The sequence below is a fragment of the Streptococcus pseudopneumoniae genome, from assembly GCF_001072925.1.
GTDB classification, from domain to species: Bacteria; Bacillota; Bacilli; order Lactobacillales; family Streptococcaceae; genus Streptococcus; species Streptococcus pseudopneumoniae_Q.
Genome location: NZ_JVHE01000109.1, coordinates 1 through 17124, shown reverse-complemented (window position 1 = coordinate 17124; position 17124 = coordinate 1). Strand labels below are relative to the sequence as shown.

Here is a 17124-nt window from a genome sequence, read left to right as displayed (position 1 = left end):
AATAGAGAAAATAAAAACTAGAGGTTTATCATGACAAAACTATACGGAAGCTTGGAAGCGGGCGGTACAAAATTTGTCTGTGCTGTCGGTGATGAAAACTTTAACATTGTAGAAAAAACACAATTCCCAACAACAACTCCTATCGAGACAATCGATAAAACCATCGAGTTCTTTTCAAAATTTGATAATCTTGCAGGTCTTGCAATTGGTTCATTTGGTCCCATTGATATTGACAAAAACTCAAAAACTTATGGCTTTATCACAACAACTCCAAAACCTCACTGGGCAAATGTGGACTTGCTTGGTGCCCTTCGTCGCACCCTAAACGTGCCAATGTACTTCACTACAGACGTAAACAGCTCTGCCTACGGTGAAGTGGTTGCCCGTAACAATGCTGGTGGCCGTATCGAGAACTTGGTTTACTACACAATCGGGACAGGTATCGGTGCAGGTGTCATCCAACGTGGGGAGTTTATCGGTGGCGTGGGTCACCCTGAGATGGGACACTACTATGTGGCTAAACACCCAATGGATATTGAAAAAGAATTCAACGGTGTTTGTCCTTTCCATAAGGGATGTTTAGAAGGTTTTGCGGCTGGTCCAAGCTTAGAAGCTCGTACAGGAATTCGTGGTGAAAACATCGAACTCAACAGTTCTGTTTGGGATGTTCAAGCCTACTATATCGCTCAAGCAGCTGTAAATGCAACTGTAACCTTCCGTCCAGATGTCATCGTCTTTGGCGGTGGTGTAATGGCCCAACAGCACATGCTTGACCGTGTGCGTGAGAAATTCACATCCTTGCTCAATGGTTACCTACCAGTTCCGGATGTGCGTGACTATATCGTAACACCAGCTGTTGCAGGTAATGGTTCAGCTACACTTGGAAACTTCGTTCTTGCTAAGAGCGTAGCAAAATAAGTATAAAAAATGAGGTCGGGATTTGTCCCGGCCTCTTTCTTTAGTCTTTTTCAATTTTCGTTTCCTGATGGAATATATTTTGCCAAGTTTCATGTCTGCGCCAGATACTTGTATGGATGGTGTCACCAATCTGATAGCGGATGAGTTTTGTCTTCTGACTAATGGACGTCAAGTGAAGTTCCTTGATAGCAGAGGTTAATTCTTTTTCCTCCTTATAGGCTTCCTTGTCTAGTTCTAGTCCGTCTTGGCGAATATAAATGAAATCTTCAGCCAGTAACTCTTCCAATTGATTTCCTTGGTCAATTAGTTGCTCTCTCATGAGCAATTTTTTATAGACATTATCAAGAATTTCATCTTCAGGAATCGGTGCTGGTTCAATGTGAATATCGGTATCAAAGACACCAAAGCGTTCTGTCAGCATGGATTCGACATGGTCAGCAATTTCGTGACTCTCAAAAACAGAGAGATCCGGGTTCATCTCGAGAGTAATGTCCAGATAAATGTTGCTACCATAAGTACGACCCCGTTGTGATTTGACCTTGCTAATCTTAGGGATTTCCATGATAGCCTTTTGGTAATCTTCGAGCAAGTGCTCATCAAAACCATCTGAAAGACTGAAAGATGACTCGATAAAGATATCATAGGCAGTTTTGAGGATAAAGAAGGTGATAACGATGGCAACCAATTTATCCACGAGAGGGAAGTTAAAACTGCTGGCTAGGATGGCGATGGTGGTTCCAAGTGAGGTGACGGCATCTGATAGATTATCCTTGGCAGCTGCTTTCAGTGCCTTAGACTTGGATTGCTTGCTGAGGTGAGTGTTGTAGAGATAGACTCCAAACATAATCACTGCAGAAACCACTCCCAAAATCGCTCCAAGTGGGTCAATCACAGTTTCTTCGCGACTGATAATCTTTTGAATCGTATCGCGAAGAACATCAAAACCAACATAGAACATGATGATAGAGGTGATAAGACTTGCCAAGTCCTCGATTTTCCAGTGACCGAAACGATGGTCTCTATCTGCTGGCTGTCGGGCCAATCGAATCCCTATGAGGAGGGCAACATTTCCGATGATATCAGAAACGTTGTTGAAACCATCCGCCACCAAACTGGACGAGTGAAGGAGGTGGCCCGCTGCTAACTTAGCTGCTGACAAGAAAAGGTAGGTCAAGATGCTAATAATAGCACCTCGCTCAGCTAATTTCAAATTTGAAACTGATTGATTCATCTGACTCTCTTCCTAGAATTTTTGTATTCTATCATTATACTGGTTTTGTAAGGAAAATTCAAATGGAGTGGTTGGGGAGATTTGCATTGATTCAACAGATTTTTTGATTGAAATATGATAGAATATAAAGTAATCATAATTTTAGAGAGAGTTTTCCATGACCCAAAAACAAATCACAGATAGAATGATTCGCATTGGTTTGATTGTGCTACCATTTTTTATTTTTTATGGATATAGATTGATGAAAGGCTTTGAATATCCAGTCGTAGATGATATCATGGTCAATCAAACCATACTATCTGGTGATAATATGTTGCTCCCTTACATTGGGATTATGTTGTCATCTGCTTTAGTATTCCTTCAGCAATTGTTTACAACTTGGAATGTTTATTTTATTTTCCTAGCCCTTAGTTTTTGCTTGAGCTTTAGTGTATACTTGGATTCTTTTTTCAGGAAGAAACTTTATTTTGTTCTTCCCCTACTTGTTATACTTCAAATGATTTTGATGAAGTATTTCTCGTTTTCAGTAATTGCTTATTTGTTGTCTACAGCAGGGATACTTTTATTATTCGATAGAAAATACATCGTAGGAGCTCTGTTGTCTCTGATTGGATTGTCGATTAGACCGCAAATCATTGCCAGTTTATTGCTACTTTTACTGCCGTTTCTAGTTTTTGAAGTAATCAAAGAGAAAAAGAAAAAAGAGCTTTTCGTATTATCTGCTCTTATTTTACTTATCTTTGCTTCTAATAAAGTTTACACCTTAACGAAACCAGATGTTCAAGAATACCTAACTTGGAATACTCTGAGTACCAATTTGAGAGATTTCCCTGCAATTGATTATGAGAAGCATGCCAAGGAATTTCAGGAATTGGGGGTCAGTGAAAACGACTTATCTGCTTCAACCTACTGGTTATTTGCTGAAAAAGATGCTTTGAACAATGAGTTGTTAACAAAAATTCAATCCGTACGTTCTTTCTCTGAGAAGTACTCCTTTAATGTATTTCAGATGGTGAAAGATTATTTCCAAAACATTATTTTGACAACCTTTCTTCTTGTTATGGTTGGCTGGTTTTTGTTGTTCAAGCCTAAGAAAGTCTATGGCTGGTTACTCCCGCTTGTTCCATTTGCACTCATCGGTGCACTATTTGTTAGGCAGAGAGTAGTAGAACGTGTTTATATCCCGATTATCGTTAGCTTTTTAATCTTTTTCGTCTACTATGCGCCCTTATTTTACAATAAGCGTAAACTGTTGAAAGAAAGAGGAATTTTTTATAGTCTACAACTTGTAGGAATGCTGGCGAGTATGGCCTGGGTAAATAGTGTGGGACAAGAACTTTACTGGTTCCCAATCATTCAATCATCCATGATATCAGAGTATCATGATGTAGTGGAAAAACATTCTGATAAATTGCTTGTTTTTGGCGGTTATGGAACACTTGTCAATTCTCAACCAAGCTTGGCTACGATTAGAATGAAGCCTGATCAGTTAATTGAAAATACAACAACCTTAGGTAATTGGCAAACTTTTTCGCCACATTACTATCAATTAATGGAAAACTACAATGTGGAGGACCCTAGTAATCTTCTTTCATCGGCTTTAGATAAGGAGAACATCCTATTCTTTTGGTCACCTTCCTCAGGAAATATGGATCGGGTCAAAAAAATTATGAAAGAACATTACCAGAAAGATGTTTATTTTGAAGAAGTTGAGTTGGTCACTTCTGATATGAATCTTTATCGACTAAGAACAGGAGAAGATAGATAGGATGAAAAAGCGCATAGGTTACCTAGATATGGCTAAGGGGCTAGCGATTATACTTGTTATTATAGGGCATAGCAGTTTTGTGCCTCTTGGTGCAAAAATACTCCTCTATGTTTTTCATATCCCCTTATTTTTCTTCTTGTCAGGTTTTACTTTAAATGTCACTAAATACAAAACATTTAAGGAATATTTTCTTAGCAAGGTGAAAAGTTTGGTCGTTCCCTTTTTTTGCCTGAATATTTTTGTTTTTCTCTTTCAACTCTTTGTCATGTATCCTGAACAAGTGTTTAGTTTTAATCTTATTCATTTTACTAAACAGTTATTGTTGTCAGACCGCTTGCATGTTTATTTTCAGTTATGGTTTCTGAATGTCATGTTTTTAGCACATGTTTTTAGTTACTTTATTCTCAGAAAAAAATGGACCATTATCCAATGGTTTTTGATTAGTGTATCACTCTTGCTTCTAGTCATTTTAGGGCAAAAAATCTATGCTTGGCATTTTTATCTTATCTGGAATATTGACCTGGTCCCTGTAGCCATTATCTTTACACTCTTAGGTGTCGGAGTGAGAAAATATTTAGCGCAGATGGAAAAGTTTTTTGCAATTTATTATTTGCCGCTTGCCTTATTGCTAACTATATTTGTTGGTAGGTTGAACTATCATTGGAGTGGGAAACAGATTGTTGATCTTTACTATCAACAGATTGGAAACCATCTCTTGTTTTACATTGCTGCAATTTCAGGTATATGGTCCACCCTCATATTCTTTAAGTCAATTCCTGAAATGACTCTCTTGAAATCAATCGGTCAAAGAACCTTGATTTACTATGGTGTCCATGCCCCGATTGTTTTAGTATTGGTAGAAAAATTAGTTTTACAATTATCTACAAGATATACCGGTATTTTTGTGAATGCCTATATTACAACAAGTGTTGTGACAATATTGACTTTGGTAGGGTGTGAATTGATTGTCAGAGTATTTAGAGGGACTAATTTCCCTTTTGGATTTAAGAGGTTAGGAGACAAAAATGAGTAGAAATAATCCGATTTTATATATCGTGATTCCATGTTATAACGAAGAGCAGGTATTGCCTCATACTAACCCAATGTTTGTGGGAAAAATAGAGGAGCTTGTGAAAAATCAAGAGGTTCATCCAAATAGTAAGGTCATGTATGTGAATGATGGCAGTAAGGATAAAACTTGGGAACTTATCCAAGAATATGCTTCATCGAATCCATTTGTTGTAGGTATTTCTCAAAGTCGAAACCGTGGTCATCAAAGTAGTGTTCTTGCTGGGATGTACGAAGCTGCAGAATTTGCGGATATCGTGATTACCATTGACGCAGATGGTCAAGATGATATTGATTGTATGAATCAGATGATTGCTGAATATAAGTCAGGTTCAGAGATTGTCTACGGCGTTCGTGATAACCGAGAGACAGATTCGGCTTTTAAACGTATTACAGCAGAGGGGTTCTATAAGGTGATGCAACTATTTGGAGCGGATGTCGTTTTTAATCATGCTGACTATCGTTTAGTCTCCAAACGTTTTATTCATGAACTTGCTAAATTTAAAGAAGTAAACTTATTTCTTCGAGGCATTATGCCTCTTGTAGGGTTTAAGTATTCCTACGTGACTTATAAACGCCATGAGCGGATTGCTGGTGAGAGTCACTATCCACTCTCTAAAATGCTTGGTCTAGCTATGGATGGAATTACTAGCTTATCGATTAAACCAATCCATTTGATTACTAGCTTGGGAGTTATGACTTCACTGTTTAGTTTTTTGTTGATCATCTGGGTTTTGTGGAGCAAATTTGTTGGTACAGTAGTAGCTGGATGGGCCAGTACCTACGCCATTGTAAGCTTACTTGGCGGGGTTCAACTCATTAGTCTTGGTGTAATTGGGGAATATATCGGAAAAATCTATCTAGAAACGAAACAACGTCCAAGATATATTATCAGCAACCGCACCTATGATGAGAGTGATGAGTAACTCCACCTCAAGACTTGAAAATTTTTGAAAATCTGTTATAATAGAACTACTCAAGGGAGTAGCTGGCGGTTAACCGCGATAGTGTCGTCATTACGAATTATTTCCGGCACTATATTAAACAGCGAGACTTGTTTTTTTAAAAAACAGGTCTCTTTTTTTGTAAAAAGAGGCCAAAAAGGAGGAGACTGTTTTGTCAAAAGAACAAAATAAAGACTTGTTTTATACGCAATCTTCTGAGGAAGTCCTAAAGAATTTGGACTCATCTGTTGAAGGTTTGTCAACTGCCCAGGCTCAAGAACGCTTAGCGACTTATGGTCGAAATGAGTTAGAAGAGGGCGAAAAACGTAGCCTACTAGCTAAATTCCTTGATCAATTTAAGGATTTGATGATTATCATCTTGCTTGCGGCAGCGGCACTTTCTGTGATTACAGAAGGAATGGACGGTCTAACGGATGCCATTATCATCTTGGCCGTTGTTGTCTTGAATGCTGCCTTTGGGGTTTACCAAGAAGGGCAAGCAGAAGCAGCCATTGAAGCTCTGAAAAATATGTCTAGCCCGATGGCTCGTGTTCGTCGTGATGGTCATGTGATTGAGATTGACTCAAAAGAATTGGTACCTGGTGACATCGTCTTGCTTGAAGCGGGAGATGTCGTGCCTGCAGATATGCGTTTGTTTGAAGCAGCTTCTCTTAAAATCGAAGAAGCAGCTCTTACAGGGGAGTCTGTGCCAGTTGAAAAAGATGTGACAGGACTTGTTGAAGCAGATGCTGGTATCGGGGATCGTGTTAACATGGGTTACCAAAACTCAAACGTAACTTACGGTCGTGGTATTGGGGTCGTGACCAACACTGGTATGTATACAGAAGTTGGTAAGATTGCGGATATGTTAGCCAACGCAGACGAAACAGAAACACCGTTGAAGCAAAGCTTGGAACAATTATCTAAGGCCTTGACTTACTTGATTATTGTGATTGCCGTTATTACTTTCTTGGTTGGTGTCTTTGTTCGTGGCGAACATCCATTAGAAGGCTTGATGGTGGCGGTTGCTCTTGCAGTAGCGGCGATTCCAGAAGGGCTTCCTGCCATTGTAACCATCGTTCTATCTTTGGGAACAACAACCCTTGCCAAACGTAATTCGATTGTTCGTAAATTACCAGCGGTTGAAACTCTTGGTTCAACAGAAATCATCGCATCTGATAAAACAGGTACTTTGACCATGAACCAAATGACGGTTGAAAAAGTTTATACCAACGGTCAATTGCAAAGCTCGGCATCTGAAATTGCTGCTAACAACAATACGCTACGTATCATGAACTTTGCCAATGACACCAAGGTGGATCCATCTGGTAAGCTGATTGGTGATCCAACGGAGACAGCACTTGTACAGTTTGGTTTGGACCACAACTTTGATGTTCGTGAAGTCTTGAAGGATGAGCCACGTGTAGCTGAATTGCCATTTGACTCAGACCGTAAACTCATGTCTACCATTCATAAGGAAGCAGACGGTTCTTACTTTATCGCTGTCAAGGGTGCGCCTGACCAATTGCTCAAGCGCGTGACTCGTATTGAAGTCAATGGGGAAGTTCGCCCAATCACAGAAGAAGATAAAAATGCTATCCTTGCAACCAACAAAGACTTGGCTAAACAAGCCCTCCGTGTCTTGATGATGGCTTACAAGACAAGTAACGAAATTCCAACCTTGGAATCTGAAATTGTTGAATCTGACCTCATCTTCTCTGGTTTGGTCGGCATGATTGACCCTGAGCGCCCAGAAGCTGCAGAAGCTGTTCGTGTTGCTAAGGAAGCGGGTATCCGTCCAATCATGATTACGGGTGACCACCAAGATACAGCGGAAGCTATTGCCAAACGTCTTGGAATCATTGATCCAAATGATACAGAAGACCATGTCTTCACGGGTGCTGAGTTGAATGAACTCACTGATGAAGAATTCCAAAAAGTCTTCAAGCAATACTCTGTTTATGCTCGTGTATCACCTGAGCACAAGGTTCGTATCGTGAAAGCATGGCAAAATGAAGGTAAGGTTGTTGCCATGACAGGTGACGGGGTCAACGATGCGCCATCACTTAAGACAGCGGATATTGGTATCGGTATGGGGATTACAGGTACAGAAGTTTCTAAGGGAGCTTCGGATATGGTCCTTGCTGATGATAACTTTGCAACCATTATCGTAGCAGTAGAAGAAGGACGTAAGGTCTTCTCAAATATCCAAAAATCAATCCAATACCTCTTGTCTGCTAATATGGCTGAAGTCTTCACCATCTTCTTTGCAACCTTGTTAGGTTGGGATGTGCTTCAACCAGTGCATTTGCTATGGATTAACCTGGTAACAGATACGCTACCAGCCATCGCCCTTGGTGTGGAACCAGCTGAACCAGGTGTCATGACCCACAAACCACGTGGCCGTAAGTCTAACTTCTTTGATGGTGGTGTCTTCGGAGCAATCATTTATCAAGGGATCTTCCAAACGATGCTAGTTTTGGGTGTCTATGGTTGGGCTCTTCTCTTCCCAGAGCACCAAAGTCATACTGAAATCCATGCGGATGCCCTTACCATGGCTTTTGCAACTCTCGGTTTGATCCAATTGCTCCATGCCTTTAACGTTAAGTCGGTTTACCAATCTATCTTTAAAGTGGGACTCTTTACCAACAAGACCTTTAACTGGTCTATCCCAGTTGCCTTCGTCCTCTTTGTGGTGACAATTTTGGTTCCTGGATTTAATAATCTCTTCCACGTGTCACATTTGAGTTTGACTCAATGGATGGTGGTCGCTGTAGGAGCGCTTATGATTGTAGTCCTTGTTGAGATTGTCAAAGCAGTTCAACGAGCGCTTGGAAAAGATAAAAACGCTATTTAAGCACTATGAAAAGTCATCTTCGGATGGCTTTTTAGATTTTATATAAAGATAAACTGACTAAGCATTTTATGCTATAATCAAGTAGAGAGAAAGATGGAGGAAATAGTAGTTGGAAAAGAAAATTGTCAAAGATATGATGTTTTTATCGCAGGTATCCCAGCCTGCAAGTCAAGAAGATTTACCCCTGGCAAAGGATTTGCAGGACACCCTACAGGCTAACCGTGAAACTTGTGTAGGACTAGCAGCCAATATGATTGGGGTGCAAAAGCGCGTCATTATTTTTAATATCGGAATGATTCCCATGGTTATGTTTAATCCAGTTCTCAAATCTTTTGAAGGACCATACGAGACAAAGGAAGGTTGTTTGTCTTTGACAGGAGTGAGAGAAACAACTAGATATGAAAAAATTACAGTAAGTTACAGAGATGTTCATTGGCAAGAGAAGGCCATTACCCTGACAGGTTTTCCGGCTCAGATCTGTCAGCATGAACTGGATCATTTGGAAGGTCGTATTATTTAGGCTCAAATCCTTGGTAGTCTTAAAAAAATATGCTACACTAACACTATGAAAATTCTAATCCCAACTGCAAAAGAAATGAACACTGAAATCCCTAGTTTAGAGGCTAAACCATTGTGTCCTGAAAGTCAGGCAGTGCTGAATGAATTGGCAAGATTTTCTGCCCAAGAGCTGGAGAGTTTTTACAAAATATCTGCCGAAAAAGCGCAAGAGGAGTATGACCATATCCAAGCCTTGAAAAATGGAACTGCGACAAACTATCCAGCCTTGCACCTCTTTGATGGACTCATGTATCGCAACATCAAACGGGACAATCTCACCAAGGAGGAGCAAGCCTATCTCGAAAAACACCTCATGATAACGTCAGCTCTCTATGGTGTGATTCCAGCCTTTGAACCGATTGCGCCTCACAGACTGGACTTTTTGATGAAACTTAAAATCACTGGGAAAAGCCTGAAAAGTCACTGGCAGTCAGCTTATGAAGAGTCGGTGAAGGAGGAAGATTGCATCTTTTCACTCTTGTCTTCGGAATTTGAAACTGTCTTCCCTAAAGAGGTTCGCGAGCAAATGGTGACCTTTAAGTTTATGGAAGACAGAGATGGAAAACTTAAAGTCCACTCAACCATTTCAAAGAAAGCTAGGGGTGCTTTCTTAACAGCCTTGATGGAAAATCAGGTGACTTCGGTAGAAGAAATCAAAAAGCTCAGTTTTGCAGGTTTCCGTTATCGAGAAGACCTGTCTACTGGCAAGGAATTGGCTTTTGTGAAATAGATTGAAAATAGAGTCTGTCCTAGGTTGTATCAGGGCAGGCTTTTTTATGATTTGACGCTCCTATTTTTAGTTCAGAATGGTAGGAATTTTCTCACAATTTTGGTATAATAGGACTATTAGAAAATTTCAAGGAGACAAACATGTCAGTTAAGATTGCTTTACTTGGATTTGGTACAGTAGCCAGTGGTGTACCATTCTTACTAAAGGAAAATGGAGAAAAAATTGTTCAAGCAGCACATTCAGAAATTGAAGTAGCTAAGGTTTTGGTCAAAGATGATGAAGAAAAAGCTCGCTTGCTTGAAGCAGGAAATGATTTTAATTTTGTAACAAATATTGATGAAATCTTGTCAGACAAAGATATCACGATTGTTGTTGAGTTGATGGGACGTATCGAACCTGCTAAAACCTTTATCACTCGTGCCTTAGAAGCAGGGAAGCACGTTGTGACAGCCAACAAGGACCTTTTGGCTGTTCATGGTGCAGAATTGCTTGAGATTGCTAAAGCTCATAATGTTGCTCTTTACTATGAAGCAGCTGTTGCGGGAGGAATTCCAATCCTTCGTACCTTGGTTAACTCACTAGCATCAGACAAAATCACACGTGTTCTTGGTGTCGTCAATGGCACATCAAACTTCATGATGACTAAAATGGTAGAAGAAGGCTGGTCTTATGCAGATGCCCTTGCAGAAGCCCAACGACTTGGTTTTGCTGAAAGTGATCCTACAAATGACGTTGATGGGATTGATGCAGCCTACAAGATGGTCATCCTTAGCCAGTTTGCATTTGGGATGAATGTCAAATTTGAAGATGTGGCCCATCAAGGAATCCGCAACATCACTCCAGAGGATGTGGCAGTTGCCCAAGATCTTGGGTATGTTGTTAAATTAGTAGGTTCTATCGAAGAAACACCATCTGGAATCGCTGCCGAGGTTACACCAACCTTCCTTCCTAAGGCTCACCCACTTGCAAGTGTCAATGGTGTCATGAATGCAGTCTTTGTAGAGTCTATCGGTATCGGCGAGTCTATGTACTATGGACCAGGTGCTGGTCAAAAACCAACTGCAACAAGTGTTGTGGCTGATATTGCCCGCATCGTTCGTCGTCTGAATGATGGAACAATTGGAAAAGCCTTTAATGAATACAGCCGTCCAGTAGTCTTGGCTAAGCCAGAAGATGTCAAAGCTAATTACTATTTCTCAATCTTGGCTCCAGATTCAAAAGGTCAAGTCTTGAAATTGGCTGAACTCTTTAATGCAGAAGATATTTCCTTCAAGCAAATCCTTCAAGATGGTAAGCAAGAAGGCAAGGCTCGTGTTGTCATTATCACTCATAAAATCAACAAGGCGCAACTTGAAACTATTACAGCAGCTTTGAAGGGTGTAGCTGAATTTGAACTTCTCAACACCTTCAAGGTTTTAGGAGACTAAGATGAAGATTATTGTACCTGCTACAAGTGCCAATGTGGGTCCTGGTTTTGACTCGGTTGGTGTAGCTGTAACTAAGTATCTAGAAATTCAGGTTTGTGAGGAACGTGAAGAATGGATGATCGAGCACCAATTAGGCAAATGGATTCCACGTGATGAACGTAATCTTTTGCTGAAGATTGCTCTACAAATTGTTCCAGACCTACAACCCAGACGCCTGAAAATGATTAGTGATATCCCACTTGCGCGTGGACTTGGTTCTTCTAGTTCAGTCATCGTTGCAGGAATTGAGCTGGCAAATCAATTAGGGAACCTAAAATTAACGGATCACGATAAGTTGCAATTGGCGACTAAGATTGAAGGACATCCTGATAATGTTGCACCTGCTATCTATGGAAATCTGGTCATTGCTAGTTCGGTAGAAGGTCAGGTTTCTGCTGTTGTGGCGCCTTTCCCAGAGTGTGCTTTTCTAGCTTATATTCCAAACTATGAATTGCGAACTCGCGATAGTCGTGGTGTCTTGCCTAAGAAATTATCATACAAGGAAGCTGTTGCAGCAAGTTCTATCGCCAATGTGGCTATCGCAGCTCTACTGACAGGAGATATGGTCAAAGCTGGCCAAGCTATCGAGAGTGACCTTTTCCACGAGCGTTATCGTCAAGATTTGGTTCGAGAATTTGCGACAATTAAAAAAGTTGCCAAGAGAAACGGTGCTTATGCGACCTACTTGTCTGGCGCTGGGCCTACTGTCATGGTTCTAGCTAATCCTGATAAGATGCCGAAGATTAAGGCAGAGCTTGAAAAACAACCGTTCAAAGGCAAGCTTCATGATTTGCAAGTAGACACACAAGGCGTTCGCGTCGAAGAAAAATAAATATAGCGATAGGATGGGGAAACTCTCTATTAGAGGGCTTCCTATCCTTTTTTTGAAAATGAAAGATGGGATATGAAATGTTTCCCACTTTTGCTGACCGATAGATGGTCAAGGAGGTATGAGATGGCAGAAATATATTTAGCAGGTGGTTGTTTTTGGGGTTTGGAAGAATACTTTTCCCGTATTTCTGGAGTGTTGCAAACAAGTGTTGGTTATGCCAATGGTCAAGTTGAAACTACCAATTATCAATTAATCAAAGAAACAGATCATGCTGAGACTGTGCAAGTCGTCTATGACGAAAAGGCGGTCTCGCTCCGTGAGATTTTACTCTATTATTTCCGAGTTATCGATCCCCTTTCTGTCAATCAACAAGGAAATGACCGTGGTCGTCAATACCGCACAGGGATTTATTACCTAGATGAAGCTGATATACCAACGATCAATACAGTAGTTCGCGAACAAGAACTCCTCATCGGTCGTAAAATTGCAGTGGAAGTAGAAAAACTCCGACACTATATCTTAGCTGAAGACTATCACCAAGACTACCTCAAGAAAAATCCTGGTGGCTATTGCCACATTGATGTGAGAGATGCTGAGAAACCACTCATAGATGCCGCCAACTATGAAAAACCGAGTCAGGCAGATTTAAGAGAAAATTTGTCAGAAGAGTCTTATAGAGTTACCCAAGAGGCAGCGACGGAAGCTCCCTTTAGCAATGCTTATGACCAAACTTTTGAGGAAGGAATTTATGTCGATATCACGACTGGTGAGCCCCTCTTCTTTGCCAAGGATAAGTTTGCCTCAGGCTGTGGTTGGCCAAGCTTTAGCCGTCCTATTTCCAAGGAACTCATTCATTACTACCAGGACTTGAGTCATGGTATGGAACGTATCGAAGTCCGATCACGTTCGGGTAATGCCCACTTGGGACATGTCTTTACTGATGGACCTCAGGAACTAGGAGGCTTACGCTATTGCATCAATTCTGCCTCTCTACGATTCATTGCTAAGAATGAAATGGAAGAGGCTGGTTATGGCTACCTACTTCCGTATTTGAACAAATAAAAAAGATGGTGGTTTTTCCACCTTCTTCATTTTGAAAATAGAAGGGACATATGAAACAATTACTTTCTTACTTTAAACCTTACATTAAGGAATCTTTCCTAGCACCTCTGTTTAAATTGCTAGAAGCTGTTTTTGAACTCTTGGTTCCCATGGTAATAGCAGAAATTGTTGACCAATCAATCCCTCAAAAAGATCAGGGTCATCTGTGGATGCAAATAGGCCTCCTCTTTGTTTTTGCAGTTATTGGTGTTTTGGTAGCTTTAGTAGCCCAGTTTTACTCAGCCAAGGCAGCTGTCGGATTTACCAAGGAGTTGACCAATGATCTCTATCGTCATATTCTCTCCTTGCCCAAGGATAGTAGAGACCGTTTGACGACTTCGAGTTTGGTGACGCGTTTGACTTCAGATACCTATCAGATTCAAACGGGAATTAATCAATTCTTGCGCTTATTTTTAAGGGCGCCTATTATTGTTTTCGGTGCCATTTTCATGGCATATCGTCTCTCGCCTGAATTGACCTTCTGGTTTCTGGTCATGGTTGCCATTTTGACCCTTGTCATTGTCGTTCTGTCACGTTTGGTCAATCCCCTCTACAGTAGTTTGAGAAAGAAAACAGACCAGCTGGTTCAGGAAACGCGCCAACAGATACAAGGGATGCGTGTGATTCGTGCCTTTGGTCAAGAAAAACGAGAGATTGAACAGTTCCAAGTACTCAACCAAATCTATACGGCTATCCAAATGAAAACAGGATACTGGTCTAGTCTCTTGACCCCATTGACCTATTTGATCGTCAACGGAACTCTGCTGGTGATTATCTGGAATGGCTATCTTTCTATCCAGGGAGGCTGGCTCAGTCAGGGTGCCTTGATTGCCCTAATCAACTATCTCTTACAGATCTTGGTAGAGTTGATTAAACTAGCCATGCTGATTAATTCACTCAACCAGTCCTATATATCAGCTAAGCGGATTGAGGAAGTCTTCACTGAAGAACCTGAAGATATTCATTCTGAGATTCAGGTGGAGAAAGTATCTGGACATCGAGTTTTACAAGTTAGTCACTTGACCTTTACTTATCCAGATGCTGCTCAACCTTCGCTAAGGGATATTTCTTTTGATATGCAACAAGGGGAGATTCTTGGGATTATCGGAGGAACTGGTTCTGGTAAGTCAACCTTAGTGCAGGTCCTACTTGGCCTCTATCCGGCAGATAAGGGAAGCATTTCCCTTTATCGAGATGAACGTAGTCCTCGCGATCTTTCTGAATGGCGTTCTTGGATGGCCTATGTCCCTCAAAAGGTTGAACTTTTTAAAGGGACTATTCGTTCTAATTTAACTCTGGGTATGGAAGAGCCTGTCTCGGACAAAGAACTCTGGCAGGCCTTGGAAATTGCTCAGGCCAAGGACTTTGTCAGCGATAAGGAAGGTCAGCTGGACGCAGAGGTTCAAGCAGGCGGTCGAAATTTCTCAGGTGGGCAAAAGCAACGCTTGTCGATTGCCCGAGCAGTTTTACGTCAAGCTCCTTTTCTCATCCTGGATGATGCGACGTCAGCACTTGATACCATTACTGAATCCAATCTTCTGAAGGCCATTCAGGAGAACTTGCCAGATACTAGCTTAATCTTGATTTCCCAACGGACTTCAACCTTGAAGATTGCAGACCAGATTCTTCTTTTAGAGAAAGGTCAGCAATCAGCGCTTGGAAATCATGAGGAATTGATGAAATCTAGCCAAGTCTATCGTGAAATCAATGCATCCCAACATGGAAAGGAGGACTAGAATGAAAGGCAAACATGCAAGTCAAACCCTCAAACAATTGGCAAAAGATTTAGCAAGTCATCCCGTCCTTCTTTTCCTGGCTTTCTTAGGAACCATTGCTCAAGTGGCCCTATCAATCTATCTTCCAATCTTGATTGGACAAGTAATTGACCAAGTCATAGTGACGGGCTCATCTCAGGTGTTTTGGCAGATTTTCCTCCAGATGATATTGGTGGTCATAGGAAATACACTGGTACAATGGGTCAATCCTCTCCTCTATAACCGTCTTATTTTCTCCTATACCAGAGATTTACGTGAAAAAATCATTCAAAAACTCCATCGTCTCCCGATTGCCCTTGTAGACAGACAGGGGAGCGGAGAAATGGTTAGCCGTGTGACGACAGATATTGAACAGTTGGCAGCGGGATTGAATATGATTTTCAACCAATTTTTCATCGGAGTTCTGATGATTTTGGTCAGCATCCTTGCCATGCTTCAGATTCATCTTTTGATGACTCTCTTGGTCTTGCTCTTAACACCTCTGTCTATGGTCATTTCACGCTTTATTGCCAAGAGATCCTACCATCTCTTTCAAAAACAGACAGAGTCTAGGGGGATTCAAACCCAGTTGATTGAAGAATCCCTCACCCAACAGACTATAATCCAGTCTTTTAATGCTCAAGAAGAATTCATCGATAGACTTCATGAGGCAAATGATACTTATGCAGGCTATTCTCAGTCAGCTATCTTTTATTCTTCGACAGTCAATCCTTCAACCCGTTTTGTAAATGCCCTTATTTATGCCCTTCTTGCTGGAGTAGGGGCCTTCCGTATCATGATGGGCTCCACTTTGACAGTTGGACGTTTAGTGACCTTTTTAAACTATGTGCAGCAGTACACTAAGCCTTTTAATGATATTTCATCGGTTTTAGCCGAGTTGCAGAGTGCATTGGCTTGTGCAGAACGTGTTTATACTGTTTTAGAAAGTCCTGAGATTACAGAAACTGGCCTTAAAGAATTGAACAGCGACCAAGTCAGTGGAGCAATTTCCTTTAAACATGTTTCCTTTGGTTACAATCCTGAAAAAATCTTAATCAAGGACTTGTCTATTGACATTCCAGCTGGCAGTAAGGTTGCCATCGTTGGACCAACGGGTGCTGGGAAATCCACCCTTATCAATCTCCTCATGCGTTTTTACCCGATTAACTCTGGAGATATTTTGCTAGATGGTCATTCGATTTATGGCTATACTCGAGCTTCTCTTCGACAGCAGTTTGGAATGGTGCTTCAAGAAACTTGGCTCAAGCAAGGAAGCATTCATGACAATATTGCCTTTGGCAATCCTGATGCTAGCCGAGAGCAGGTCATTGCCGCAGCCAAGGCAGCTAACGCAGATTTCTTTATCCAACAGTTGCCACAGGGTTATGATACCAAGCTTGAAAATGCAGGGGAATCCTTGTCTGTGGGTCAGGCTCAGCTTTTAACCATTGCCCGTGTCTTTTTGGCCATTCCTAAGATTCTCATCTTAGACGAAGCGACATCATCCATTGATACTCGGACAGAGGTATTGGTTCAGGATGCCTTTGCCAAACTCATGAAGGGGCGGACAAGTTTCATCATCGCCCACCGTTTGTCAACCATTCAGGATGCTGATTTGATTCTTGTCTTGGTGGATGGAGATATTGTCGAGTATGGCAATCATCAGGAACTCATGGCGAGAAAAGGTAAATACTATCAAATGCAAGAAGCAGCAGCTTTTAGTCCAGAATAGATTTTTAATCGTTTATAAAGCAAATAAGCAAATACAGAATAAAAGTTGCCTTCGGGTGACTTTTTTGTTACAATAGCTAGAAAAATTATCTAGTATGAAAGCTAATACTCAATGAAAATCAAAGAGCAAACTAGGAAGCTAGCCGCAGGTTGCTCAAAGCACTGC

Annotated in this window: 13 protein-coding genes; 12 read left to right on the top strand and 1 reads right to left on the bottom strand. The window is 41.1% G+C overall.

Annotation, left to right across the window (positions count from 1 at the left end; all coding sequences use genetic code 11):
- Positions 1–30 precede the first annotated feature (30 nt).
- Entirely contained in the window at positions 31–918 is an 888-nt protein-coding gene (gene scrK / locus ADH81_RS07955) for a fructokinase ScrK (RefSeq protein ID WP_049528000.1), read from the top strand.
- A gap of 40 nt (positions 919–958) precedes the next feature.
- On the opposite strand, the gene ADH81_RS07950 is transcribed toward scrK, so the two are convergent.
- Positions 959–2149, bottom strand: coding sequence for a cation diffusion facilitator family transporter (locus tag ADH81_RS07950; protein WP_049527998.1), 1191 nt, complete (start codon positions 2147–2149; stop codon positions 959–961).
- Positions 2150–2306: 157 nt separating this feature from the next.
- On the opposite strand from ADH81_RS07950, the gene ADH81_RS07945 reads away from it, so the two are divergent.
- The 11 genes from ADH81_RS07945 to ADH81_RS07895 all read left to right on the top strand — a co-directional run bounded on the left by ADH81_RS07945 (position 2307) and on the right by ADH81_RS07895 (position 16959).
- Entirely contained in the window at positions 2307–3917 is a 1611-nt protein-coding gene (locus ADH81_RS07945) for a hypothetical protein (protein WP_049527997.1), read from the top strand.
- A gap of 1 nt (position 3918) precedes the next feature.
- Complete coding sequence (locus tag ADH81_RS07940) at positions 3919–4950, top strand: acyltransferase family protein (RefSeq protein WP_049527994.1); 1032 nt, start codon at positions 3919–3921, stop codon at positions 4948–4950.
- Positions 4943–5911 (top strand): glycosyltransferase family 2 protein, encoded by a 969-nt coding sequence (locus ADH81_RS07935; RefSeq protein WP_049527991.1) that lies wholly within the window; start codon positions 4943–4945, stop codon positions 5909–5911. The genes ADH81_RS07940 and ADH81_RS07935 overlap by 8 nt, the downstream gene beginning before the upstream one ends.
- Positions 5912–6101: 190 nt before the next feature.
- Positions 6102–8786 (top strand): cation-translocating P-type ATPase, encoded by a 2685-nt coding sequence (locus ADH81_RS07930; protein ID WP_049527988.1) that lies wholly within the window; start codon positions 6102–6104, stop codon positions 8784–8786.
- Between the two features lie 109 nt (positions 8787–8895).
- On the top strand, positions 8896–9306 hold the full coding sequence (locus ADH81_RS07925) for a peptide deformylase (RefSeq protein ID WP_049527985.1): 411 nt from the start codon (positions 8896–8898) through the stop codon (positions 9304–9306).
- A gap of 45 nt (positions 9307–9351) precedes the next feature.
- Positions 9352–10074: a peroxide stress protein YaaA gene (yaaA, locus tag ADH81_RS07920; RefSeq protein WP_049527982.1), complete on the top strand. Its 723-nt coding sequence runs from the start codon at positions 9352–9354 to the stop codon at positions 10072–10074.
- Positions 10075–10214: 140 nt separating this feature from the next.
- Positions 10215–11501 (top strand): homoserine dehydrogenase, encoded by a 1287-nt coding sequence (locus ADH81_RS07915; RefSeq protein ID WP_049527979.1) that lies wholly within the window; start codon positions 10215–10217, stop codon positions 11499–11501.
- 1 nt (position 11502) lies between these two features.
- The gene (gene thrB / locus ADH81_RS07910; protein WP_049527977.1) at positions 11503–12372 is read left to right on the top strand and encodes a homoserine kinase; all 870 of its coding nucleotides are present in this window, start codon (positions 11503–11505) and stop codon (positions 12370–12372) included.
- 123 nt (positions 12373–12495) lie between these two features.
- Positions 12496–13434: a peptide-methionine (R)-S-oxide reductase MsrB gene (msrB, locus tag ADH81_RS07905; protein ID WP_049527973.1), complete on the top strand. Its 939-nt coding sequence runs from the start codon at positions 12496–12498 to the stop codon at positions 13432–13434.
- A 50-nt stretch (positions 13435–13484) separates the two neighbouring features.
- Complete coding sequence (locus tag ADH81_RS07900; RefSeq protein ID WP_049527971.1) at positions 13485–15209, top strand: ABC transporter ATP-binding protein; 1725 nt, start codon at positions 13485–13487, stop codon at positions 15207–15209.
- Between the two features lies 1 nt (position 15210).
- Positions 15211–16959, top strand: coding sequence for an ABC transporter ATP-binding protein (locus ADH81_RS07895; RefSeq protein ID WP_049527968.1), 1749 nt, complete (start codon positions 15211–15213; stop codon positions 16957–16959).
- Positions 16960–17124 lie beyond the last annotated feature (165 nt).